The organism is uncultured Anaerococcus sp. (assembly GCF_963512375.1).
Lineage (GTDB): Bacteria > Bacillota > Clostridia > Tissierellales > Peptoniphilaceae > Anaerococcus.
The window spans coordinates 27,869-50,519 of record NZ_CAUPMI010000014.1; the positions used below are offsets into that span (position 1 = coordinate 27,869).

Annotated in this window: 26 protein-coding genes; 25 read left to right on the plus strand and 1 reads right to left on the minus strand. The window is 34.3% G+C overall.

Annotation, left to right across the window (positions count from 1 at the left end; genetic code table 11):
* The 23 genes from frr (at position 1) to rpe (ending at position 20,450) form a co-directional block, all read left to right on the plus strand.
* Positions 1-561, plus strand: a complete 561-nt coding sequence (frr, locus tag RRB46_RS07110) for a ribosome recycling factor (RefSeq protein ID WP_296128920.1) — start codon at positions 1-3, stop codon at positions 559-561.
* Complete coding sequence (locus RRB46_RS07115) at positions 562-1,656, plus strand: type II secretion system F family protein (protein ID WP_311538004.1); 1,095 nt, start codon at positions 562-564, stop codon at positions 1,654-1,656. It abuts the gene before it with no gap.
* 1 nt (position 1,657) lies between these two features.
* The gene (locus tag RRB46_RS07120) at positions 1,658-2,032 is read left to right on the plus strand and encodes a pilin (protein ID WP_311538005.1); all 375 of its coding nucleotides are present in this window, start codon (positions 1,658-1,660) and stop codon (positions 2,030-2,032) included.
* Between the two features lie 2 nt (positions 2,033-2,034).
* Complete coding sequence (locus RRB46_RS07125) at positions 2,035-2,736, plus strand: prepilin peptidase (RefSeq protein ID WP_311538006.1); 702 nt, start codon at positions 2,035-2,037, stop codon at positions 2,734-2,736.
* 4 nt (positions 2,737-2,740) lie between these two features.
* Entirely contained in the window at positions 2,741-3,178 is a 438-nt protein-coding gene (locus RRB46_RS07130; RefSeq protein ID WP_311538007.1) for a type II secretion system protein, read from the plus strand.
* Entirely contained in the window at positions 3,168-3,497 is a 330-nt protein-coding gene (locus tag RRB46_RS07135) for a type II secretion system protein (protein WP_311538008.1), read from the plus strand. The genes RRB46_RS07130 and RRB46_RS07135 overlap by 11 nt, the downstream gene beginning before the upstream one ends.
* Positions 3,494-3,994 (plus strand): prepilin-type N-terminal cleavage/methylation domain-containing protein, encoded by a 501-nt coding sequence (locus tag RRB46_RS07140; RefSeq protein ID WP_311538009.1) that lies wholly within the window; start codon positions 3,494-3,496, stop codon positions 3,992-3,994. Before RRB46_RS07135 ends, RRB46_RS07140 begins: the two co-directional genes overlap by 4 nt.
* A complete protein-coding gene (locus RRB46_RS07145) occupies positions 3,991-4,371 on the plus strand; it encodes a hypothetical protein (RefSeq protein WP_311538010.1) in 381 nt (126 codons plus the stop codon). The genes RRB46_RS07140 and RRB46_RS07145 overlap by 4 nt, the downstream gene beginning before the upstream one ends.
* 62 nt (positions 4,372-4,433) lie before the next feature.
* Entirely contained in the window at positions 4,434-5,627 is a 1,194-nt protein-coding gene (locus tag RRB46_RS07150) for an acetate/propionate family kinase (protein ID WP_296128943.1), read from the plus strand.
* A gap of 64 nt (positions 5,628-5,691) precedes the next feature.
* Positions 5,692-5,871, plus strand: coding sequence for a 50S ribosomal protein L32 (gene rpmF, locus RRB46_RS07155; RefSeq protein ID WP_106460056.1), 180 nt, complete (start codon positions 5,692-5,694; stop codon positions 5,869-5,871).
* Positions 5,872-5,981: 110 nt separating this feature from the next.
* Positions 5,982-6,959, plus strand: coding sequence for a phosphate acyltransferase PlsX (gene plsX / locus RRB46_RS07160; RefSeq protein WP_311538011.1), 978 nt, complete (start codon positions 5,982-5,984; stop codon positions 6,957-6,959).
* Entirely contained in the window at positions 6,952-7,176 is a 225-nt protein-coding gene (locus tag RRB46_RS07165; protein ID WP_296129130.1) for an acyl carrier protein, read from the plus strand. Before plsX ends, RRB46_RS07165 begins: the two co-directional genes overlap by 8 nt.
* Entirely contained in the window at positions 7,176-7,889 is a 714-nt protein-coding gene (gene rnc / locus RRB46_RS07170) for a ribonuclease III (protein ID WP_311538012.1), read from the plus strand. The genes RRB46_RS07165 and rnc overlap by 1 nt, the downstream gene beginning before the upstream one ends.
* A complete protein-coding gene (locus tag RRB46_RS07175; RefSeq protein WP_311538013.1) occupies positions 7,882-8,952 on the plus strand; it encodes a radical SAM protein in 1,071 nt (356 codons plus the stop codon). The genes rnc and RRB46_RS07175 overlap by 8 nt, the downstream gene beginning before the upstream one ends.
* Positions 8,953-8,962: 10 nt before the next feature.
* A complete protein-coding gene (gene smc / locus RRB46_RS07180) occupies positions 8,963-12,460 on the plus strand; it encodes a chromosome segregation protein SMC (protein ID WP_311538027.1) in 3,498 nt (1,165 codons plus the stop codon).
* Between the two features lie 72 nt (positions 12,461-12,532).
* Entirely contained in the window at positions 12,533-13,018 is a 486-nt protein-coding gene (def, locus tag RRB46_RS07185) for a peptide deformylase (protein ID WP_296129138.1), read from the plus strand.
* Positions 13,011-13,949, plus strand: coding sequence for a methionyl-tRNA formyltransferase (fmt, locus tag RRB46_RS07190; protein WP_311538014.1), 939 nt, complete (start codon positions 13,011-13,013; stop codon positions 13,947-13,949). Before def ends, fmt begins: the two co-directional genes overlap by 8 nt.
* Positions 13,942-15,228 carry a 16S rRNA (cytosine(967)-C(5))-methyltransferase RsmB gene (gene rsmB, locus RRB46_RS07195; protein WP_311538015.1) on the plus strand — a complete coding sequence of 429 codons (1,287 nt, stop codon included), beginning with the start codon at positions 13,942-13,944 and terminating at the stop codon, positions 15,226-15,228. Before fmt ends, rsmB begins: the two co-directional genes overlap by 8 nt.
* Positions 15,221-16,243: a 23S rRNA (adenine(2503)-C(2))-methyltransferase RlmN gene (gene rlmN / locus RRB46_RS07200; protein ID WP_311538016.1), complete on the plus strand. Its 1,023-nt coding sequence runs from the start codon at positions 15,221-15,223 to the stop codon at positions 16,241-16,243. The genes rsmB and rlmN overlap by 8 nt, the downstream gene beginning before the upstream one ends.
* Positions 16,244-16,245: 2 nt before the next feature.
* Positions 16,246-16,971, plus strand: a complete 726-nt coding sequence (locus RRB46_RS07205) for a Stp1/IreP family PP2C-type Ser/Thr phosphatase (protein ID WP_297689847.1) — start codon at positions 16,246-16,248, stop codon at positions 16,969-16,971.
* A gap of 9 nt (positions 16,972-16,980) precedes the next feature.
* On the plus strand, positions 16,981-18,930 hold the full coding sequence (pknB, locus tag RRB46_RS07210) for a Stk1 family PASTA domain-containing Ser/Thr kinase (protein WP_311538017.1): 1,950 nt from the start codon (positions 16,981-16,983) through the stop codon (positions 18,928-18,930).
* Positions 18,931-19,800: a ribosome small subunit-dependent GTPase A gene (gene rsgA / locus RRB46_RS07215; RefSeq protein ID WP_297689843.1), complete on the plus strand. Its 870-nt coding sequence runs from the start codon at positions 18,931-18,933 to the stop codon at positions 19,798-19,800. It abuts the gene before it with no gap.
* A complete protein-coding gene (gene rpe, locus RRB46_RS07220) occupies positions 19,794-20,450 on the plus strand; it encodes a ribulose-phosphate 3-epimerase (protein WP_311538018.1) in 657 nt (218 codons plus the stop codon). The genes rsgA and rpe overlap by 7 nt, the downstream gene beginning before the upstream one ends.
* 110 nt (positions 20,451-20,560) lie before the next feature.
* On the opposite strand, the gene rpmB is transcribed toward rpe, so the two are convergent.
* Positions 20,561-20,749, minus strand: coding sequence for a 50S ribosomal protein L28 (gene rpmB / locus RRB46_RS07225; RefSeq protein ID WP_311538019.1), 189 nt, complete (start codon positions 20,747-20,749; stop codon positions 20,561-20,563).
* Between the two features lie 149 nt (positions 20,750-20,898).
* Here rpmB and murB point away from each other — a divergent pair, with 149 nt between their 5' ends.
* Positions 20,899-21,801 carry a UDP-N-acetylmuramate dehydrogenase gene (gene murB / locus RRB46_RS07230; protein ID WP_311538020.1) on the plus strand — a complete coding sequence of 301 codons (903 nt, stop codon included), beginning with the start codon at positions 20,899-20,901 and terminating at the stop codon, positions 21,799-21,801.
* The gene (gene rapZ / locus RRB46_RS07235) at positions 21,802-22,650 is read left to right on the plus strand and encodes an RNase adapter RapZ (protein WP_311538021.1); all 849 of its coding nucleotides are present in this window, start codon (positions 21,802-21,804) and stop codon (positions 22,648-22,650) included. It begins immediately after the preceding gene.
* Position 22,651 lies beyond the last annotated feature (1 nt).

The window sequence follows — 22,651 nt, forward strand, 5'->3', positions numbered from 1 at the left end:
ATGCTATATGAGCAAATAAGACAAGATGCCGAAAAAGGCATGAAAACAGGAGTAGATTCTTTTGAAAGAAGAATTTCAACTATTAAGGCTGGTAGAGCAACTGAATCTGTCCTAGATGGAATTACATTTTCATACTACGGCACAGATACTCCAATCAATCAAGCCGCTACTATTTCAATTCCAGAAGCTAGACTTCTTGTTATAAAACCATGGGATAAGACTAATATTGCTCCAATTGAAAAGGCAATTTTAAAGTCAAATATTGGTATAACACCACAAAACGATGGTGAAATCATTAGATTACCTTTCCCTGCTCTTACAGAAGAAAGAAGAAAAGAATACACCAAAGAAGTTGATGCTTACGCAGAAGATGCAAAAATTGCTATAAGAAATAAAAGACGTGATTCTATGGATGAAATCAAAAAGAGTGAAAAATCTGGAGATGTAACTGAAGATGATAGATATACTCTAGAAGATGAAATTCAAAAAATCACAGATAAATATATTAAATCAATCGAAGATATTGCAAAGAAGAAAAACCAAGAGTTGATGAACGTATAGGTGAAAGAAGAACGTTTAAATAAAATAAAGGACCTATTAAATAAGGACATAAGCCCAAGGAAAATTTCTCCTAGGCTTATGTTCTTATTTTTAAAGCAATTATCGCTTTTATTAAATTCTGGCATATCTCTTTTTGATAGCCTAAGGATAATAAAAACTCAAAAGCTAGATAAGAGATTAAATTTAGCCTTGGATATAATAATTGAAAATTTGGATATGGGAAAGAGCCCTCATGAGGCTTTCCTTATGGCGGAAAAGTACTTTACTCCCATAGTTATAGCTTCTGTTAAATCATCAGATAAGACCGGAAGCTTATCACTCATCTTAGATGATTTATCAGAATTTATCTATGAAGATAGCAAAAACAAGGAAAATATCAAAGAGGCTTTGACCTACCCTATCATAGTCTTAATTGTGACAATTTTTGTGGTGGGAGTGATTTTACAATATGTCATGCCCACCTTTGTAAGTGTCTTTGAGACGGCTGAGATAAAGTTGCCTCTAATAACTAGGTTTTTGATTGGGTTTTCAAGCTTTTTATCAGCAAACTTTATTTTTATTATCCTAAGCTTAACCTTGATTGCTTTTCTTATTTTATTGGTCAGAACAAATGAGAGAAAAAAGATAAAAATGGATGAGTTTTTCTTTAAGAATGGACTTTTTTCAAAGCTTAAGAAGCTTAATTTAGAATACCAGCTTACTTCTCTTTTTTACATATTAAGAGCTGGTGGGATTGATCCACTTTTAAGTTTTGAAATTATAGGAGATTCTTTTAAAAATACTTACTTAAAAGAAGTTTTTGATCAGATAGGAAGAGATATAGATAGGGGGCTAAGTCAGGCTCAAGCCTTAAGTAGGCCTGGGATTTTTTCTCCTCTCTTAATATCGATATTTAAGATAGGTGAAGAAACTGGTAGGCTTGATGACATACTAAAGAGGTCCAAGGACTATTTTGCTAGCGAATATATTTTCAGGTCCAAAAGACTTGCAAGGCTTGCAGAGCCGGTCCTAATTATTATAATGAGTGTAATTGTTTTTATTGTCGTAATAGCGGTGGCTCTTCCTATGTTTGATGCAGTAAATATTGGAGTATAAGATGAAAAATAAAAAGAAAAAGGGATTTACCTTAATTGAATTAATTATTGTAATAGCTATACTTGGAATTTTGGCAGCTATAGCCATACCTAGGTATAACAAGTCAAAAATAAAAGCGGCAGAAACTGCTCACCAGGCTAATATTGAGATGTTAAAATCAGCTGCTCTGCTAAAGGCTCTTGACCTAGGCGAGTCTGAGAAATTTGATTGGAAAAAAGATGATGAAGAAAGTATGAAAGATGCTTTATCATACTTAGATAAATGGCCTGAAGGCCCAAAAGGGTTAAAAGACTCAGGTGACTATGAAGTCCATTACAATAATGGCGATTTAGTTATTAAATTTGCTGGAAATAAAGTTTACCCTAAGACGGAGTGATTATGGTAAAAATACTAGTATTTGCCCTAGGAGCCTGTCTAGGCTCCTTTATATCGGCCCTGATGGCCCGTAGGAGGCTTGGTATGTCAATTATTAAGCCAAATAGCTTCTGCGAATCCTGCGGCCAAAGGATAAGGACTTATGACCTGATTCCGATAGTATCTTTTATAATATTAAAGGGAAGGTGTAGGTTTTGTAAAAGTAAGATTTCCTATAAGACTTTTCTAACGGAAATTTTAGGAGGTCTTCTCTTTTTAATCTCCTTTAATATCTATGAAGGATTTAGGGCTCTAGTACTAGGTCTAGGCCTAATTATCGGTCTTTTAATAGCCTTAACAGACCATGAATATATGGAAATCTATGATATTGATTGTTACATTTTAATAGGCATAGGTGTTTTATATAGGTTGATCTATCTTGGATTTTCTTTTAGATTTTTTAAGATTTTGCTCATATTTACCTTGGTATTTTTATTAATTAGATTTTTGTCAAAAGGAGGCTTGGGAGATGGAGATTTATTTTTCTACCTGGGTCTATTTTTATATTTAGAAACTAGACAATTAACTAGCTTAATACTCCTTTCCCTATGGATAGGAGCTATTTTTGCTATAATAAAATCTATAAAAATAAGAAGCCTTAAGGGAGAAATTGCCTTATGCCCGTCCATTTTCCTAGCCTTTGTTTTCATTTTGATTTTAGGATAAAAGTATGAAAAAAGCCTTTACTCTTTTAGAATTAATAATAGTTCTTGCCATTATAGCTACGATAACTGCTATACCACTTCTTAAAGTGTCAATAATTGATGATCTAGCAGCTGATATTGAAGTCGAAGCCTTTGTAAATGACTATAACCTTGCCAGGCAAAAAGCTATGGCAAGAGGGACAAACTATTATCTAATTTTAAGAAAGGATTCTTATTACATAGGAGAAAAGCACGGAAGTATCGTAAATAAAGATGGAAAAGATGATATCAACTTTAAGCATATTAACTATTTATACATAGATAATACCATAGAATTTCGTGATGATGGTTATGCAAGTCCAAAAGATGGGGGCTCGTTTAAACTAGCCTTTATTAATAAGAAAAGTAAGAAAATACGTAAATTTACCATAAGTGCACTCACAGGATATTTAGATGAAAAGTAAAGCCTTTAGCCTAATTGAAATAATCGTAGCTCTAATGATTTTAAGTCTTATAGCCTTATTTGTCTTTCCATCAGCCTTTAATAATATGAAGATTTCTGAAAATACAAAAGATAAGGCAAAGATAACATTTGCCCTACAAGGAGGACTTGAAATTGGCAAAAGACTGCCAATGGGTGATAACACAAAATATATCGCTGGTTATGACATAGATATATCAGTAAGCCCTTATGATAATCCAGACCTTAAATCTGATAGATATATTAAAATCAGGGCGAGTTACCAGGGAGCTAGTTTGGAAGTAATCGAGGTAAGGAAATGAAAAAAGCCTTTAGCCTTTTAGAATTAATCATAAGTCTTGCCATAATATCAATTTTAATTGTAATCTTATTTTCTTTTTTTAAGGTCAATTTCAAAACTCTCTCCTCATCCTTTTATAGGGAGAAAGAATATAAAGATGCTTGTACAGCCATGCTTTATATAGACACAAATATTAGAAGGTCAAAAAAAATCGAAGCTATGAATAATGACCAGTGTAATTTTTACTTTTATAAGACAAAATCAGATGAAAATGAAACAAAGTCAGATAAGAAAAAGTTCTCAGAGAGTAAATGTTATTTTTATCAGAAGGACGGATTTTTGAGGATAAATGGTGATAATTTGGCAACTGGCCCTGGTGGAACATCAAATAATATATCAAGGATAAAAGATGTAAAGTTGATACTTGATGAGGAAAATAAGATCATTAGAATTTATCTAAAAAGTTCCAGGGGGAATTTCAACTTTGAAACAGCAATAGATGTAGGAGATAAGCTATGAAAAAGGCCTTTATAAGCATTTATGTGCTGATAATTTTATTAGTCCTAGCTCTGAGCGTTAGCTTTATTAGTGGACAAAATGAAGTTGATACAGATCTAGCCTTAAATATTTCTAACAAGAAGCAAAGTCTCTTTGACTGCGAAAGCTTTGCAAATGTAGTCATAGAGGAATTAAGCCTTGATAAGGATACAAATATAGAAAATTTAAAAGCAAGCTTATCTTTAGAGTCAGAAATAATAATAAATCCTGTTGAAGATTTGCCTTACCAGCAAGTAAATATTAATGCAAAATATAAAGATACAGTAAGTATAGCCCTAATTAAATATGATTATGATAAAAATAATAGATTCATTCTTATAAATAAGCGAATTTATTAATATTGCTAAAGTGACATTTAAGGTATAATGTAGGTAAATAGAAGAAAAATATTGGAGGAAAAATGAAAGTATTAGTAATTAATTGTGGTTCTTCATCACTTAAATATCAATTATTCAACATGGAAAATGAAGAAGTAATGGTAAAAGGCCTAGTAGAAAGAATTGGAATCGAAGGCTCAAAACTTATCCAAGAAAAGGGTGATGACGAATATATAATAGAAGAAGCTATGAAAGATCACACTGAAGCTGTTGCTCACGTATTTGATGCTTTAGTTGATAAAGATAATGGTGTCATAGCTGACCTTTCAGAAATAGATGCTGTAGGACACAGATTTGTACACGGTGGAGAAAAAATCACAAAATCTGCCCTAATTGACAAAGAAGTAAGAGATGCTATAGAAGAATATACAAAATTCGCACCACTTCACAACCCAGCTAACCTAATGGGTCTAGAAGCTTGTGAAAAACTACTTCCAAATGTTAAAAACGTAGCAGTATTTGATACAGCTTTCCACCAAACTATGCCAGCAAAAACTTACCTATATGGTATAGACTATAAATATTACGAAGATGAAGCTATCAGAAAATACGGCTTCCACGGCACAAGCCACAACTTTATTACTAATAAAGCAGCAGAAGTACTTGGCAAGGATGTAAAAGATTTAAATATCATTTCAGCTCACCTTGGTAATGGTTCATCAATTTGTGCTGTTAAAAATGGTAAATCATTTGATACATCAATGGGACTTACTCCACTTGAAGGTCTTGTAATGGGTACAAGATCAGGTGATATAGATCCAGCTGCTGTAACTTACATCATGAAAAAAGAAAATCTTTCTCCAGAAGAAATGGAAAATGTTCTAAATAAAAAATCAGGCGTTCTAGGAGTATCAGGAGTATCCTCAGACTTTAGAGACCTTGAAAATGCTGCAAAAGAAGGCAATGAAAGAGCAAAAGCTGCCCTAGATATGTTTGCCACAAGAGTAAAAAGATATATAGCAGGTTATATGGCAGAAGTAGGAGCTTGTGATGCAATAGTATTTACAGGCGGTATTGGCGAAAACTCAATTTCTATGAGAGAAGATATCATGGAAGGCTTTGAATTATTTGGAATTAAAATAGATAAAGAAAAGAACAATGTACGTGGTGGTTGCCATGTAGTTTCTACAGATGATTCTAAAGTTAAGGTAATGGTAATAGCTACAAACGAAGAATTAATGATAGCAAGAGATACAAAATCTCTAGTAGAAGCTTGACAAGCAAAGTTTTAGCTTATATAATATAAAGGATTGCTAAAACTGATAAGAGGAGGTGTCATAGATGGCAGTACCAAAAAGAAGAACATCAAAAACAAGAAAAAATAAAAGAAGAGCCTCAGCTTATACTTTGAACAGATCAAACTATGTTGAGTGTCCAAATTGCCACGAAATGAAGCTACCACACAGAGTTTGCCCATCCTGTGGAGAGTACAAAGGCGTAGCAGTAGTTGAAGAAAATTAATTTTTAAAAGAGATAGTGTTTTTAGCACTATCTTTTTTATTACCTAAAGATAGCCTAAGTTTGTAAGAAAAGTATAATGTACATAAATTATTGTATATAAAGAGGATGAAATGAAAATTGTAATAGATACCTACGGAGCAGATGAAGGCGCTAAGGTCTTGGTAGAAGGTGCCATACTTGCTCTAGAGGATAAGGACTTTATTCCTGTATTTGTAGGAAATGAAAGAAAGTTAAAAGAAATAATAAATGGAAGGATAAAAGATTACGAGATAATTCACACTGATGAATTTATCTCAAATGATGAAGAGCCAGTAAGGGCGATCAGAAGGAAAAAAGATTCCTCAATAGTCTTAGCCTATAATAAATTAGAGGTAGAAGGCTATGATGGGCTCTTATCAGCTGGTTCTACTGGAGCCCTTCTTGCAGGTGGTATATTTATATCTAAAAGAATAGAGGGTGTGGATAGGCCATCTCTTGCAGCAAGCCTACCAAGCACAGGCGAAGTATGCATGCTAATGGATACAGGGGCTAACATGGACTGCAAGCCAGCTTATCTTGAAGAATTTGCTATTATGGGTAAGATATTTTTACAAAATGTCCTAGGAATTGAAAATCCTAAGATAGGTCTATTAAATGTAGGCGTAGAAAGCCACAAGGGCAACAAACTTACCAAAGAAACCTACAAGCTCTTAGAAGAAAGAGACCTTAACTTTGTGGGCAATGTAGAGGCAAGAGACCTGTTTACAGGCAAGGTCAATGTCCTTCTTGCTGATGGTTTTGCAGGAAATGTAGCCATAAAGACAGCAGAGGGAGTCCTAGACCTACTTAAGAGTGAGCTTAAGGGAGTATTTTATAAGTCTTTTAAGAATAAAATGGCTGCCCTTGCTATTAAAAATGACCTTAAAGGATCCTTAGGCAAATTCAGTGCTCAAAAAGTTGGAGGAGCACCTTTGTTAGGGGTAAAATCCTATGTATACAAGGCCCATGGCAATGCAAATGAAATAGCTATATCAAATGCAATAAAAGGCCTAATTCAATATATAGACATGGATGTAATTAATAAAATTCAAGGAGAATTAAATGATTAGAGAACAATTAACAAAACTAGCAGAAGAAAACTTAGATATTGACGTAGCTAATATCGATTTTGAAAGCAAGATTTCTGACTTAGATATAGATTCAATCGACCTTGTAGACTTCATAATGCTTGTTGAAGAAGAGTTTGAGATTGAGTTTTCTGATGAAGAGCTTGACGAAATCGAAAGCTTAGCAGACATAGTAAGTCTTATAGAAAGTAAAAATTAATGTCTTTGTCAAAAGATAGACTAGAAAAAATAGAAGAATTTGAGAAAAATATAGGCTACACATTCAATGACAAGGCGTTGATAGATGTAGCCTTAACTCATTCTTCCTTCACAAATGAAGCGAGAGGAAACATAAAGTCAAACGAAAGGCTAGAGTTTTTGGGAGATACCATCCTAGATATGGTAGTAAGTGAATACTTATTTAAAAACTACACACAAAAGCCTGAAGGTTGGCTAACAAGAACAAGGTCAAGAATAGTCTGCACAGATTCCTTTGCCAAGGCAAGTGAGAAATTTGGCCTAACCAGGTATTTAAGATTTGGAATGGGAGAGAAAAAACAAGGGGGCAAGCTCAAAAAGCATGTCAAGGCTGACACCTTTGAGGCAACTTGTGCTGCAATTTACCTAGATTCATCCTATGATAACTTGTGCAAATTTTTATACAAAAATTATAAGGATGAAGTTTTAGAGATAATAAATGATGATTCCTTATTTTTAGACTACAAGACCCGTCTACAAGAGTATTACAATGCCAAAAACAAGAAAAATTTGACCTATGAACTCATCAAAGAAGAAGGTCCAGAGCATGATAAGACCTTTACCATGGTAGTCAAATTAAATGGAAAGGCCCTAGCGGAAGGAATAGGCAAGAACAAAAAAACAGCCGAGCAGATGGCAGCCAAAAAAGCATATGAGCGTATCAAAAATGTCTAATCAAATAATTCCAATCTTTATTCCGTTTTTGGGTTGCCCACATGATTGTGCCTTTTGCAACCAGGTAAAGATAACAAATTATAGGGATAAGGCAGACGAGACAAGCATTGTAAAGCAAATAGAAGACTACCTAAAATATTTCAAAGATAAGAAGACAAGCAAGGAGATTGCCTTCTATGGAGGATCCTTCACAGGCCTTCCCCTTGAGACGATGACTTCATACTTAGAGATAGCAAGGGGCTACAAAAAGAAGGGAATTATTGATAGAATCAGACTCTCAACCAGACCTGATTATATAAATAATTCAATTCTTGAAATCTTAAAATCCTACCAGGTAGACACCATAGAGCTTGGAATCCAATCCTTTGACCAAGAAGTCCTAGATTCAAATGAAAGGGGCCATAAGGTAAGCGATAGCGAGAAAGCAAGTAAGCTTATAAAAGATTATGGATTTAAGCTAGGCCATCAAATAATGCCAGGCTTATATAAGGATTCTAGGGAGAAAATAATTGCAACAGCCCTAAAGTCAGCAAAGATTGGCCCAGACCTAGCAAGAATTTATCCAACCTTGGTAATTAAAGACACCAAGCTTGAAAAGCTCTACCAGGCAGGTCTTTACAAGCCCCTTAGTCTAGAAGAGGCCATAAAAATATCTGCAGAAGTCCTAATGATATATGAATATAAAAATATTAATGTCATAAGGATTGGCCTTCAGCCTACAGAAAACATAAACGAGGGAGCAGACGTAGTAGCAGGCCCCTTCCACCCAGCCCTAAGACAAGAGGTAGAATCTTACATCTATAGGCTTTATTTGGAAAAATTAATTGAAGACCTGGATTTAAGAGATGACCTAGAAATTTTTACAAATGATAGGGATATTTCTATAATTGCGGGTAACAAAAAATCAAACAAGAATTATTTTTATCAAAAATATAAGATTAAGCTTAAGTTTAAATCAAGCGATTCATCTTATATTATTTCTTGTGAAAAAAAATACGACCTAGATATAGATAAATTTATAGATACTTATGTAGAAGAAAAATACGGTGGTGATTTAAATTAGACTAGAAAGTATAGAACTAAAGGGTTTTAAATCCTTTGCAAATAAGACAAAAATTGAATTTGATAGTCAAATTACTGCTGTAGTTGGACCTAATGGATCAGGTAAGTCTAATATTTCTGATGCTGTAAGATGGGTCTTGGGAGAGCAATCCATAAAGAGCCTACGTGGTTCAAATATGAAAGATGTAATCTTCCAAGGTGCAAATAATGCGATGAATATAGCAGAAGTCTGTCTTAATTTCTCAAACGAAGATCAAAGGCTAGACCTTGCTTATGATAAGGTAAGTATCACTAGGAGAATCTACCGTTCAGGTGAAAATGAGTACAAGATAAATGGCAAAAGATGCAGGCTTAAGGATATTAGAGAGCTATTTTTCGATACCGGAGTTGGGAAGGAAGGCTATTCAATAATTGGCCAGGGTAGGATTGATGAAATTATTATGTCAACTCCTGCCGATAGGAGGGCGATTTTTGAGGAAGCTGCCGGAATTTCTAAACACAAGTACAGGAGAGAAGAAGCTGACAAAAAATTAAAATCTGTAAGCGAAGACCTTGACATAATCGAAAAAGAACTAGAATACAAGAAAAAAGATTACGACCTTCTTAAGGCTTACAAGGACAATTATCTAGCCCATCAGAAATTAAGCGAAGAAATTAATAAAAAATCATATTTTTACCTAAAAAATAAGTCTTTTGACCTTGTTAAGAAAAGAGATGATATTAACTTAAAAATTAAGGGGATTGAAGAGAATCTTACATCTCTTGAATCAAGTCATTCTGAAATTTTGGAAAAACTTGGCCCCTTTAAGAAAAAATATGAGACTCTAAAGGCAGATCTTGATAGGTCAAAAGCAGAAGCGGAGACTTATGAGAAAAATATCGAGCGCTCCAAGGCAAGTCTTGACCTAAATATCCAAAAAAAGGATTACGACCTTAGAGACAAAGATAGGATAGAAGAGGCCCTTGAAAGCCTAAAGGAATCTTTAACGAGTGAAGGTGAATCCTACGACCTAAAAAATAAAGAGCTAGGAGAAATTGCTGAAAAGATATCATCCTTAGAAAGTGATTTAGCAAAGGCTAAAGATATAAAAATATCTTTAGAAAAAGAGATTTCAGACTTAAATAATATCTTAGCTGGTCAAAGGTCAAGTGTAGAAGAAATAAAAGAACAAATTCTAGATTATGAAGTTTTTGAGAAGTCTAGGGCGATAATTGACCAAAAAAGACAAAAAGATTTGGCGGAGAAAAAACAAAGATTAGCTACCCTTGATAAGGAAATTTCAGACCTAAGTCAAAAGTTACAAGCAAGCAAAGACGATCATGATGCCTTGCTTTTAGAAAAAAATAACCAAGAAATAATCCTAAGAGATCTAGCAGATGGTATTAAAAATGCGGATGAAAAGTATAGGGAAACTTTAAATGAATTACACAACTTAAAGCTTGAAATTAAATCTTTGATGGCTGATATGAGGATAGAAAAAGATAGTCTTGATAAAAATCAAGGATACTTTTATCAAATACAAGACTTCCTAAAAAAGACCAAAGAAAGCGCGATGGCAGGTTTTTATGTAGATACACTTGCAAATTTAATTTCGGTAAAAATTGGATATGAGGAAATCATCGACAATCTCATGGGCCCAGGCCTTCAAAATATTGTCACAAGGACAAAAGAAGATACAAGAGAGCTTATTAATTTTATAAATAGGGAAAAATTGGGTAGGATTACCTTCCTGCCTATAGATTCAATTAAATCCTATAGAAAGGAAAGACCAAACTTTCCAGAAGTTATAGCCATGGCCTACGAATTAGTGGCCTATGATGAGAAATTATCAGGTGTTATAAATCATTTCCTAGGATCAACCGTAGTTGTAAAAGATATAGATGATGCAATTAATCTTTCAAGAAAGATTAAGGGTTATAGGATAATAAGTCTTAACCTCGATATTATAAATAACTGGGGCTCTATGGTTGCTGGCTCTGACAAAAATAAGAGATCTAATGTCAACCTATTAAACCGAAAGAAAAAGCTAAGGGATTTAAGCCTTAATATAGAAAAGGCTGATGAAAAGAGAAAGGCCCTTGAAGAAGTCTTAGGCCAATTAGACTTGGAAATAAATAATAAGAGGGAAAATCTTCTAAAAGAAAAAGAAGCCTACGACCTAAGAGAAGGAAGCATCAAAGAGATAAGTGATGAGATCTCAAGGTTTAAGCTAAGAATAGAATCCCTAACAAGTCATAAGATAAGCTTAGAAAATGCCGACCTTGACTATGAAGAATCAATAAATAATATTGACATTGATGCTTTAAGGAAGGATTTTGAAAAGCTTAGTCAAAACTTATTTGAAAATGAAGATATCCTAGAAGGTAAAAATAAAGAATTTGACCAGCTAAGAGAAGAGATATCTAGCCTTACAAATAAGCTTGAGATAAGTAGGCGTGATAAAGTCTTAGCTGACAATGCTAGAGCAAATCTTGAAGAAAAGCTTAGAGATATAAAAGAAAATATCAAAATCCAAGAAAAGCTAGCGAGAAATTTATATAAAGATCTAGAGGAATCCACATCAAAAAATGATAAGCTTATAGCTTCGATTGACTTATATACAAAAGAATTTGAAAATTTAAAAGAAAAAATTAAGGTCTTAGGTCAAGATATAGAAGCATGTGAGTCAGAAAATTCAAAACTTATTGACCAGAATACAAAAATTGAAGAAGACCTCAACAGGGAAAACCTTGAAAAGGTAAAGCTTTCCTATAAATTAGAAAATTTGAATGTGTCTTACAGTCAATTAGAAGATGAAATATCACCATTCATAAGCATTTCCATAAAAGACTTGTGGGAGAAATACAAGCCCTGCGAAAGTCTTGAAGTTAAGAAAAATGACCTAATCGACTTACAAAAAAGGATAAATGAGATTGGGTATTTTACTCCTACAGCCCTTGAAGACTTTGATGATGTAGCCAAAGAGCTTGATTTTGTCGAAGTTCAGATAAAAGATTTGAAAAATTCTAAAGACGATATAGAAAAGATGATCCTAGCCCTAGAAAAGGAAATGAAGGAAGAATTTTCTAAAAACTTTGCTATAATTAATGAAAATTTCACAAAAATCTTCAAAACCCTCTTTATGGGAGGAGATGCAAGGCTAATCTTAGACAGCGAGGACTTTCTTACTGCTGGAGTAGAAATAGAGGCAAAACCACCATCAAAGTCCTTAAAATCAATCTCACTTCTATCTGGTGGGGAGAAGGCTCTTACTGCAGTGGCCCTACTTTTTGCGATTTTTGAACAAAACCCAGCCCCATTTTCAATCTTAGATGAAATAGATGCGGCCCTAGATGAATCAAATATCAAAAGATATATAGAATACCTAAAGAGCCTATCAGATAAGACTCAATTTATAATGATAACCCACAGGCAAACAACCATGCAACTTGCAGAAAAAATTCATGGTGTAACAATCGATGACCAGGGTATAAGCAAGCTTTACTCTATAGCCTTTAAGGATAATTGAAAATAAGCCTAAAACCAGTAAAATATAAAGGATAAAAAGAGATAATATTGCAACTCTAAATAAGGAGGAAATATGGCAATTAGAAATATAAGAATAGATGGAGATCCAATTTTAAGAAAGGTCTCAAGAGAAGTAGACCAAGTTACTGATAGGATCAGAATTTTATTAGATGACATGGCAGAGACAATGTATGATGCAAATGGAGTAGGCCTTGCCGCTCCACAAGTAGGAATACTTAAGAGAGTAATAGTAGTAGATCCTCAAGATGGACAGACAGGTCTTGTTAAGCTTGTAAATCCTGAAATAATAGAAAAAGATGGTGAACAAGTCGGTGTAGAAGGTTGCCTTTCTGTACCAAATTTCAATGCTACAGTAAAAAGAGCTGAGCATGTAAAGGTAAAATACCTAGATGAAGATGGCAATGAAAAGATTTGGGATACCCACGGTTTCCCAGCAGTAATCCTATCTCACGAAATTGACCACCTAGATGGAATATTATTTAAGGATAAGTACATCGAAGAAATAAAATTTGAGGACCAAGAAGAAATAAATGATTAATATATGTTTTATGGGCAATCCAAAGTTTGCAGTGCAGACTTTGGATGTTCTTTATAATGATGAAAATATAAACCTAAGCCTAGTTGTATCAAGCAAGGATAAGAAGAGATCGAGAAATAAATTTTCCCCAACAGAAATCAAAAAATATGCAGAAGATAAGGGCATTAGGGTAGAAACACCAGATTCTGTAAATACAGAGGAATTTGTAGGTCTACTTAAAGACCTTAAAATCGACTTTATAGTAGTAGTTGCCTTTGGTCAACTTTTAAAAGATGTATTATTAGATAATTTTAAGGACAGGATAATAAACCTCCATCCTTCAAAATTACCGCTTTATAGGGGGGCAAGCCCTATACAATTTTCCCTCCTAAATGGAGAAGAAGAAACATCAGCCACAGCCATGCTCATAGAAAAAGGCATGGATTCTGGTGACATCCTAATCCAAAAAGATTATAAAATAGACCCAAGTGAAGATTATTTTGACCTAGAAGATAAGTTAGGTGCCCTAGGTGCTGAGGCTATTAGAGAGGCTATTTTAAACTTTGATGAGGTCTATGCAAAAAGAATCAAACAAGATGATGCTGAGGCGACCTTCTGTACAAAAATATCCAAGGAAATGGGTAGGATTGACTTTACAAGGACAAGTAAGGAAATCCTAAACCAAATCAGGGCCCTAGTTGGATTTCCTGTGGCTTATTTTCCATATAAGGGAGAAAATATCAAAATTCATAAGGCAAGCCTAGCTTCTGATAAAAAGGGCAAGGCTGGGGAAATCTTAGCTGCAAATAAAAAAGATTTAATTTTGATAGGAACAGGAGATTCTGCCATAAGAATTGAAAAAATTCAGGTCCCAGGCAAAAAAGCCATGGATACAAAGAGCTTCTTATTAGGAAACGACCTAGAGATAGGATATATCATAGAAAATGACTGATTTAAAGATAATATTTAATATTCTCTACGCCATAGTCTACCAGGATAAAAAATCCAATGACATGATAAATAAATATGCTGACAAGGCAGAAAACCTAGCCTTCGTCAGCAAAAATGTTTATGGAGTATTGGAAAATAAAATCTATATTGACTACATGATAAGGAAATTATCAAATATAAGGCTTAAGAAAATCCACAAGTCAATCCTACTTATCCTAGAAATTGGAATCTACAATATACATTTCTTAGATACAAAGGACTATGCAACAGTAGATAAGTTGGTTGACCTAAGTAAGGAAAAAAACAAAAAATCGTCAGCCTTTGTCAATGCTATTCTTAGAAATTTTATAAGGGATGAAAAGGAAATAGCAACCATCTATGAGACTGATGACATAAAAAGTCTTTCGATTAGGTATTCCTTTCCAGAAGAAATTACCAGATATATTTATGATAACTATGGGATGGACTATACCAAGGCATATCTTAGAGATGCAAATAGCCTTAAAAATCTTGCAATAAGGGTAAATAGGTTAAAGATAAGCAAAGATGAATTAAGAGAAAAGCTAGAAGCAGAAGGCTATGAAATTCAAGATGGTAAAATTGCCAAAAATGCCTTGATAGTCAAAAATCCAGCCTCCCTTGCAGCAAGTAAATATTTTAAGGAAGGTTATTTCACTATCCAACAGGAATCATCAATGAAGGCTGTAGAAGCCTTAGAACCTAAGGAAAATTCTAAAATCCTTGACTTATGCGCAGCACCAGGTACCAAGACTTCTTATTTGGCAGAAATTACAAATAATACCAGCCAAATAATAGCAAATGACATCTCTTCTTCAAAAAATAAATTGATTGAGGAAAATATTTCAAGGTTGGGACTAAAAAATATTTCCATCACAAACCACGATGCTTCTGCATTTGTAGAGGATTTCGAAAATAAATTTGATTATATTTTAGTAGATGCTCCATGTTCTGGCCTTGGGGTAGTAGGAAGAAAAGTAGAAATACGATATAATAGAAATAAGGAAACGATTGTAAGACTTGCTAGCCTGCAAAAAGAAATCCTTGACCAAGCGATAAAATACCTTAAAAAAGGCGGAATTCTACTCTATTCAACCTGCACCATTGGTCCCTTAGAAAATAAAGAGAATTTTTTATATCTAAAGGCTATGGAAAATCTAGAAAGCATAGATATAGATGGAGAAGCTTTTAAGGAATACAAGAGTTTTGAAGATGGATATGATGGATTTTTCATATCCAAGTTTAGGAAGATAAATGATTAGTATAAATGATAAAAATACAAGCCAAATTGAAGACTTATTTAAAGAAAAATCTTATCAAAAATTTAGGGCCAAACAGGTCTTTCACAATATCCATGTAAATAGGATAAATGATTTTGATCAGATGACAGACCTTCCCCTAAAAATGAGAGAAGAGCTTAAAAATGACTTTAAGATTGATGGTGTAAAGCTTTTGGAGACTTTTAGCTCAAAGCTAGATTCAACCAAGAAATATCTTTTAGAATTAGATGATAAAAATATTATAGAAGCTGTATATATGGACTATAAGGATAGGTCTACAATCTGCATATCAAGCCAGGTTGGCTGTAGGATGGGTTGTACTTTCTGTGCATCTACCAAAAATGGTCTGGTAAGAAATATGACAGCTTCTGAATTAATAGAAGAAGTTTATCTTCTAGAAAGATTAAATGGGCCTATTTCAAACATTGTAATAATGGGTATAGGCGAGCCTTTGGATAATTTTACAAACATAGAAAAGTTCATCGAAATTATTACAGACCCCAAGGGTAGAAATCTTTCTCATAGGTCCATAACCCTATCAACATCTGGACTTGTCCCACAAATCTATAAGCTAGCTGATAGTAAGCTTGATGTAAACCTAGCTGTTTCTCTTCACTATGCAGATGATAAAAAAAGAGCTAAGTTTATGCCAATTGCCAAAAAATATTCAATTGACCAGCTTATAAAGGCAACAGATTATTATTTTGAGCAAACAGGCCGAAGGGTTTCCTTTGAATATGTTGTAATCGATCAGGTCAATAATCTTAATGAAGATATAGAAAATTTACATGATCTCTTATTTGGCAAAAATGTACATATAAATCTAATTCCTCTAAACCCAATCGAGGAGTTTAAACATGACAAACCAAAGATGTGTGCTTTAGAGGAATTTAAAAATAAACTAAGCAGAAGGGGCCTAAATGCCACCATCAGAAAATCCATGGGCCAAGATATAGATGCTTCCTGTGGCCAGCTTAGGAATAATTATGCGAGGTAAGAATGAAATTTTCGTCAATTACAAATATTGGTAGAATTCGTAAGGAAAATGAGGATTCATTTTCTAATGTTAGCTTAAATGATGTTGACTTCTTCATAGTAGCCGATGGAATGGGAGGCCACAGCAAGGGAGAACTTGCAAGCAAAATGGCTGCAAACTTATTTATAGATTATGTAAAAGGGGCTGATCTATCAGCTTATGACTCCCTATTAAAGCTTCAAGAGGAAGCCATAAGATATGCTAATAAGGAGATTTTCTCCCTATCATGCACAGAAGACTATGACAGGATGGGTACAACAGTGGTATGCCTATGTATAGACCATAAAAACAAAGTCTACCACCTATCTCACCTAGGTGATTCAAGAGCCTACATCTATAGAGATAGACAGCTTAAAAGGCTAACTCGTGACCATTCTCTTGTAAATGATTTGCTAGATTCTGGTTCTTTAACAGAAGATGAGGCTGAAAACTTCATAAATAAATCAGCCATCACAAAGGCTGTAGGAACAGAAGAAAAAATCAAACCTGATAGCAGAAGTTTTGACATGGAAGACGGTGATCTAGTTTTGATGGTTACAGACGGTCTGACAAATGAAATAAGTGATGAAAAAATAGAAAATATAGTAAAAGACAAAACTGATCCTTATGAAATATCATCCCTTCTAATCGAAGAAGCTATCAACAATGGCGGAAGAGATAATATTACAGTAACAACGATTTTACTATAAGAGGGTAGTATGGAAAATATAGTTTTAGATAGTAGATATGAAATCATCAAAGAGATTGGTGTGGGAGGAATGGCTAAGGTCTATAAGGCCAAGGATAGGCTCCTAGGTAGGTTTGTAGCCATCAAGGTCCTCAAAGACCAATACGCTGAAGATGATGAATTTTTAAAGAAATTTAATAATGAGGCCCAATCTGCGGCAAGACTTAGCCATATTAATATTGTAAATGTCTATGATATTGGCAAGGACATGCTAAATGGCAAGCTAATCCAATATATAGTAATGGAATATGTAGAGGGTGAAACCCTAAAAGATTTGATAGTTAGGGAAAAAATCCTACCTAATTATGACATTATAGATTATTCAACCCAGATAGCCCAGGCTCTTAAATCAGCCCATGCATCGGGTATTGTCCATAGGGATATCAAACCACAAAACATATTGATAGATAAGTTTGGTCTAGCCAAGGTAACTGACTTTGGTATAGCAAGGGTATCATCAAATGCTACAATCACCTACACTAGCTCAATTTTGGGAACGGTCCACTATATATCACCAGAACAAGCAAAAGGTAAGATAGTAGATCAAAAGTCTGACCTATATTCGCTTGGGGCTGTGATGTATGAAATGGCGACAGGCAGGGTGCCATTTGATGCAGACAATTCAGTGGGAATTGCAGTTATGCATATACAAGATGACCCAATTCCACCAAGAGAGTTGAACCCTGACCTATCCAAACATTTAAATTATATAATCATGAAGCTTCTTAAAAAAGATCCAACAGAAAGATTTCAAAATGCGACCGAATTGATAGAAGCTTTAGACGATGAATCTATCTTAAAAAATACCGAAGAATTTGAAGATACAGCTAGAATTCCTATAGTTGTTCCTAAGAAGGAAAAGAATGATGCAGATGATTTCTACGTAGAAAAGGAAGATGATAAGGAAGCAGTTTATGTTTCAACTCCTGAAGAGAAAGTAAAAAAAGGACCTAAAAAGACATCCATAAAGATTTGGCCTTTAGCCCTATTAGCCTTTATTTTGGTAGCAGCTGTTTATTTCTTCTCAACAAGATTTAATAAGGATGAAATAGAAATCCCAACAGTAGTAAACCTCACCCAAGAGCAGGCAGTAAAGCAACTAGAAATGAGAGGCTTCAAGGCTAATATCTCTAGGACTGCAGAAAGTGATGAGTATGAAAGGGGCAAGGTCATGAGCCAAGATCCCGAAGCATCTACTAAGGCCAAAAAAGGTAGCGTAGTATATTTAGTAATCTCATCGGGTAGGGAAGTAGAAGTGCCTCAGCTAAAAAATATGAATCTAAGCCAGGCAGAAGAAACCCTTAAGGAATTGGGCTTAAAATTAGGAACGACATCCACAGATTATTCTAATAGCGTAGAAAAAGATCTAGTTATAAGACAAGAACCATCAGCAGGAGCCAGCGTCCAATCAGGTTCTGAGGTAAGTCTTGTAATATCAGTAGGTCCTGAAGATACAACAGAAATAGTAGAAGTGCCAAATCTTTTGGGCATGGGTGAGCAAGATGCTATTGCAAGTGCAAAGAATGCAGGACTAAAGGTAAGAAATGTAGACTATAGACATTCAACAAACACCCAAAAAGGTCTAGTAATGAACCAGTCAATAGGAGCAGGAACCGAAGTAAAAGAAGATTCAGCAATTGATTTGACCATAAGCCTAGGTGAGGAAGAAAAAGAAGAACAAAGTCCAAATAGACAAGTAGAACTTAAACTAAATGTAGCAAGTGATAAGGATAGTTTCAACGTCAAAGTCTACCAAATAGACAAACAAGGCAATAGGTCTCAAATAATTTATGATGATTATCATTCATCAGCAGAGCTAAATGAAAATGGAGTCCTATCACTTAAAGTAATGTCAACGTCAGGTAGCAAAGTAGAAGTCTTAGTAGATGATGAATCATATGGAGTATATACAGTTAATTAGATGATTGGTAAAATAATTAAAAGTCAAAAAGAATTATATTATGTAGCCACTGAAGAGAGCCTATTAATGGCCAAGGCTCGTGGTAATTTCAGGGTAAGGGATAAAAAGCCCTTGGTAGGTGATAATGTCGAAGTAGAGGTCCTAGAAGATGATAAGGCTTACATCACAAAGCTTCTTCCTAGAAGAAATGAGATAAAAAGGCCAAATATTGCAAATGTTGACCAACTCTTAGTTTTCATTACCATTGACCATCCGCCACTAAATCTCTACAACCTTGATAAATACCTAGCCATGTGCGAGTATTTAAACATAGAAGTCGTAATAATCCTTACAAAGATAGACCTAGTAAGCCAGGAAAAAATAAAAGAGATTGCAGAGATTTACCAAAACTTATCCTATAAATTGATACAAATTGACAATTACAAGGACTTCCCAAAAGAGGAAATTCTAGAAGTCCTAAAGGGTAAGACTTCTGCAGTATCAGGAGCTTCTGGTGTTGGAAAGTCTACCTTCCTATCAAATGTTTTAGATAGGGAAATAGAAATAGGCGAGATAAGCCAAAAGTCAAGAAGAGGTAAAAATACTACTAGACATACAGAAATATTTAAGATTTCTAAAGACACTTTTATCTTTGATACTCCAGGTTTTGATAGCTTTGATTTTGACTTTCTTGAAGATGAAAATGACCTTAAGAACACCTTCGTAGAGCTAAGGGATAGGGCATGCAAATTTAAGGATTGCAACCACATCAATGAGCCATCATGTAGGGTAAAAGAAGACCTGGAAGCTGGAAAAATTGCCCAGTCCAGATATAAAAATTACCTACAACTTTTTGAAGAATTAAAACAAAGGAGACTTAACAAATGGTAAAACTAGCACCATCAATACTTTCATGTAACTTTGCCAACTTACAGGCTGACCTTGACCAAACAAAAGGAACAGGTCTTGAGATAATCCACATAGATATTATGGATGGGATATTTGTTCCAAATATATCCTTTGGTTTCAAGGTTATATCTGATATAAGGGATAAGAATGATTATTTCTTTGACACCCACCTTATGATCGAAGATCCAATTAGGTATATAGATGAATTCAAAAAGGCAGGTTGTGATAGGCTTACAGTTCACTATGAGGCCTGTAAGGATCTAAAGAAGACCCTACTTGCTATAAAAGATGCGGGGATGGAGGTAGGTCTTACCTCAAAGCCAGCAACTGATCCTAAAAAGCTCTTAGAGTATTTTGACTATATAGATTTAATTCTTGTAATGAGTGTAAATCCAGGCTTTGGTGGTCAAAAATTTATGGAAGAAAGTAAAGAGACTATCAAATTATTTAGAAATTATATCGACGAAAATAAGTTAGATGTTAAAATTCAAATTGATGGAGGAATTAAGACTGATAATGTAGAAAATGTCTTAGAGCTCGGTCTTGATGAGATAGTTGTAGGCTCTGATGTCTTTGCCAAAGATATCAAAAGCCAAATAGAAAAATATCACGAGATATTCAAAAAATATTAAAAACAAGGGTCACTTGCAAAATCAAGCAAGTGACCCTTTATTTTTAATTAAAAAAAAAACTGACCCTAGGGCCAGTAAATTTTTTAATTTAGTACTAAATTAAAAAAAGCTTAAGCTTTTTCTACTTTTCCACTTTTAACACATTTTGTACATACGTTAATAGTTTTTGGAGTGCCGTCTACAACAGCTTTTATTTTGTGCACGTTTGCTTTAAAAGATCTGTTTATTTGTCTATGTGAGAAAGTAACAGATTTTCCTGCTTTTGTGCCTTTACCACATATATCGCATGCTCTTGCCATAATTACACCTCCTCCTTATTCATCTTTATTATTCTACCAAAGATTAGACAAAATTACAAATTTTTTCTTTATTTTTTATAGAGAGATTAGGTCCATAAAGAGTATAGTGAATAGTGGAAAGATAAAAATAAGAATTTAAGGGGGATTAAATGGATTATAAATCTCTTTATGAAAATAAAAACTTCGGCCAAATTCTATTTGGCGAACAATTAAAAAACTACACAAATTTTGGCATAGGAGGAGTGGCAGATGCCCTAGCCTTACCAAGTACAGTTGAAGAGCTTGAGGCCCTTCTAAAATTTAACTATGAAAATAAGATAGAAACTAATGTTATAGGCAAGGGTACAAATCTTTTGGTATCTGATAAGGGCATCAGGGGTTGTGTGATAGTCCTTGCAGATAATTTTGATGATGTAAAAATAGAAGATAATTACCTAACAGCCCTATCTGGAACTGCTCTTATTAAAGCAAGCAGGGCAGCAATAGAAATAGGCCTTGCTGGCATGGAAGAGATTTCAGGTATACCTGGTTCTGTTGGAGGGGCCATCGCTATGAATGCTGGAGCCTATGGTGGTGAAATCAAGGATATAGTTGTAGAAGTAAAGGCCTTTGATTATGAGGGGAATCTCCACACCTTTAACAATGCTGATATGCACTTTTCCTATAGGCACTCTAGGGTTTTTGAAGATAATTTGATAGTTGTAAGTGCTAAATTTAAATTAAAGCCTGATGACAAAAGGCTTGTTATAGACAGGTTTAAAGACTATAGGGATAGGCGTACAAGCAAGCAGCCACTTGATAAGAAATCGGCTGGTTCAACCTTCAAAAGACCAGAAGGGTCTTATGCATCAAAGCTTATTGATGAGTGTGGCCTAAGAGGTTTTAGAGAGGGAGATTGCCAAGTTAGTGAAAAGCACTGCGGTTTTATTATCAATGCAGGAGATGCTACTTGCACAGAAATGCTAGCCTTTATTAACCATGTGGCAGCTATCGTCAAGGAAAAAACAGGCTTCACTTTAGAGCGAGAGGTAAAATTAGTCGGAGAATTATAGATGAAATTAAAGATAATTACTGGTTTATCAGGTTCAGGTAAGACAACAGCCCTCAGGGCTTATGAAGATATGGGCTACTATGCCATGGATAACACTCCATCATACCTAGTTCAGAAATTTATAGAATTAAATAATAACCAAGAAAAGCCAATAGAAAAAATGGCGGTTGTAATTGATTTTAGGTCATTTTCTATAGATAATAATATCTACGAATCAATCAAAGACCTAAAAAAGGCCAATGAAGATACAGAAATTATCTTTATTTATTGCAATGATGAAATCATTCAAAAAAGATACAACGAATTAAGAAGACCCCACCCACTTGGAGAATTTGGTAGTGTAACAGACGGTCTAGAAAAGGAAAAAGCTTTACTAAAACCAATTAGGGAAATATCTGATACTATAATAGATACTACTAACTATAAGATAGCAGAGCTTAGGTCTGTTATAGAAAATTCTTTAGATAAAAAGTCAAAAATGATTGTAAATCTCATATCATTTGGTTTTAAATATGGAATTAGCTCTGATTTTGACTTTGTATTTGATGTAAGATTTGTCCCAAATCCTTTTTATATAGATGAGCTTAAGCCATTAAATGGCACTAATGAGCCCTTAGCAGCTTATCTAGATCAATTTGATATTATCAAGGATTTTGAGGAAAAGGCCTATGATATGCTTATTTCGCTTTTGCCTGATTTTCAAAAGCAAGGTAAAAACATATTAACAATAGGATTTGGGTGTACAGGTGGCAAGCATAGGTCTGTCTATATGGTAGAGAAAATGTATGAAAGAATGAAAGATGATGATTATATATTAATTAAGAGACATAGAGAAAAGGATAAGTGGTAAG

Coding starts and splice junctions, on each gene's coding strand:
- frr (WP_296128920.1), top strand. CDS start 1: ATGCTATATGAGCAAATAAGACAAGATGCCGAAAAAGGCATGAAAACA.
- RRB46_RS07120 (WP_311538005.1), top strand. CDS start 1,658: ATGAAAAATAAAAAGAAAAAGGGATTTACCTTAATTGAATTAATTATT.
- RRB46_RS07125 (WP_311538006.1), top strand. CDS start 2,035: ATGGTAAAAATACTAGTATTTGCCCTAGGAGCCTGTCTAGGCTCCTTT.
- RRB46_RS07130 (WP_311538007.1), top strand. CDS start 2,741: ATGAAAAAAGCCTTTACTCTTTTAGAATTAATAATAGTTCTTGCCATT.
- RRB46_RS07135 (WP_311538008.1), top strand. CDS start 3,168: ATGAAAAGTAAAGCCTTTAGCCTAATTGAAATAATCGTAGCTCTAATG.
- RRB46_RS07140 (WP_311538009.1), top strand. CDS start 3,494: ATGAAAAAAGCCTTTAGCCTTTTAGAATTAATCATAAGTCTTGCCATA.
- RRB46_RS07145 (WP_311538010.1), top strand. CDS start 3,991: ATGAAAAAGGCCTTTATAAGCATTTATGTGCTGATAATTTTATTAGTC.
- RRB46_RS07150 (WP_296128943.1), top strand. CDS start 4,434: ATGAAAGTATTAGTAATTAATTGTGGTTCTTCATCACTTAAATATCAA.
- rpmF (WP_106460056.1), top strand. CDS start 5,692: ATGGCAGTACCAAAAAGAAGAACATCAAAAACAAGAAAAAATAAAAGA.
- plsX (WP_311538011.1), top strand. CDS start 5,982: ATGAAAATTGTAATAGATACCTACGGAGCAGATGAAGGCGCTAAGGTC.
- RRB46_RS07165 (WP_296129130.1), top strand. CDS start 6,952: ATGATTAGAGAACAATTAACAAAACTAGCAGAAGAAAACTTAGATATT.
- rnc (WP_311538012.1), top strand. CDS start 7,176: ATGTCTTTGTCAAAAGATAGACTAGAAAAAATAGAAGAATTTGAGAAA.
- RRB46_RS07175 (WP_311538013.1), top strand. CDS start 7,882: ATGTCTAATCAAATAATTCCAATCTTTATTCCGTTTTTGGGTTGCCCA.
- def (WP_296129138.1), top strand. CDS start 12,533: ATGGCAATTAGAAATATAAGAATAGATGGAGATCCAATTTTAAGAAAG.
- fmt (WP_311538014.1), top strand. CDS start 13,011: ATGATTAATATATGTTTTATGGGCAATCCAAAGTTTGCAGTGCAGACT.
- rsmB (WP_311538015.1), top strand. CDS start 13,942: ATGACTGATTTAAAGATAATATTTAATATTCTCTACGCCATAGTCTAC.
- rlmN (WP_311538016.1), top strand. CDS start 15,221: ATGATTAGTATAAATGATAAAAATACAAGCCAAATTGAAGACTTATTT.
- RRB46_RS07205 (WP_297689847.1), top strand. CDS start 16,246: ATGAAATTTTCGTCAATTACAAATATTGGTAGAATTCGTAAGGAAAAT.
- pknB (WP_311538017.1), top strand. CDS start 16,981: ATGGAAAATATAGTTTTAGATAGTAGATATGAAATCATCAAAGAGATT.
- rsgA (WP_297689843.1), top strand. CDS start 18,931: ATGATTGGTAAAATAATTAAAAGTCAAAAAGAATTATATTATGTAGCC.
- rpe (WP_311538018.1), top strand. CDS start 19,794: ATGGTAAAACTAGCACCATCAATACTTTCATGTAACTTTGCCAACTTA.
- rpmB (WP_311538019.1), bottom strand. CDS start 20,749: ATGGCAAGAGCATGCGATATATGTGGTAAAGGCACAAAAGCAGGAAAA.
- murB (WP_311538020.1), top strand. CDS start 20,899: ATGGATTATAAATCTCTTTATGAAAATAAAAACTTCGGCCAAATTCTA.
- rapZ (WP_311538021.1), top strand. CDS start 21,802: ATGAAATTAAAGATAATTACTGGTTTATCAGGTTCAGGTAAGACAACA.